Origin of the sequence: Pseudomonas sp. 65/3-MNA-CIBAN-0223 (assembly GCF_040310425.1) — a bacterium.
Classification (GTDB): Bacteria; Pseudomonadota; Gammaproteobacteria; order Pseudomonadales; family Pseudomonadaceae; genus Aquipseudomonas; species Aquipseudomonas gregormendelii.
In genome coordinates, this window is record NZ_JBEOPV010000181.1 from 1 (window position 1) to 266 (window position 266).

Sequence of the window (266 nt, forward strand, 5' to 3'; positions counted from 1 at the left end):
CCACACGATAGCGGTGAGCGTTCATGGTGCTGACAATGCTCACAGGCCCAAAGCGATTGTCGCTGCTGAGGTGTTTTACACATCATCATGGCATACATGGCCCTGCGCATATCGGGTGATAATTCCCTGCTATACTCAGCGTCAAGGGCTTGGTGATGTTGGCGGAGTAAATCGACAAAGGTACTCATGTTTCAGACCATGTGATGTTGAGTTTATCGGTGAGTTTGTTTATCGCGTGTGACATATCACGCTGTTTTACTTTGGTG

At 48.1% G+C, this 266-nt stretch carries 1 protein-coding gene; it reads right to left on the reverse strand.

Annotated elements, in window-relative coordinates; genetic code table 11:
- Positions 1–188 (reverse strand): transposase zinc-binding domain-containing protein (locus tag AAEZ09_RS28455; RefSeq protein WP_350601683.1); only part of this gene is annotated, 188 nt, incomplete at its 3' end.
- Between the last annotated feature and the right edge of the window lie 78 nt (positions 189–266).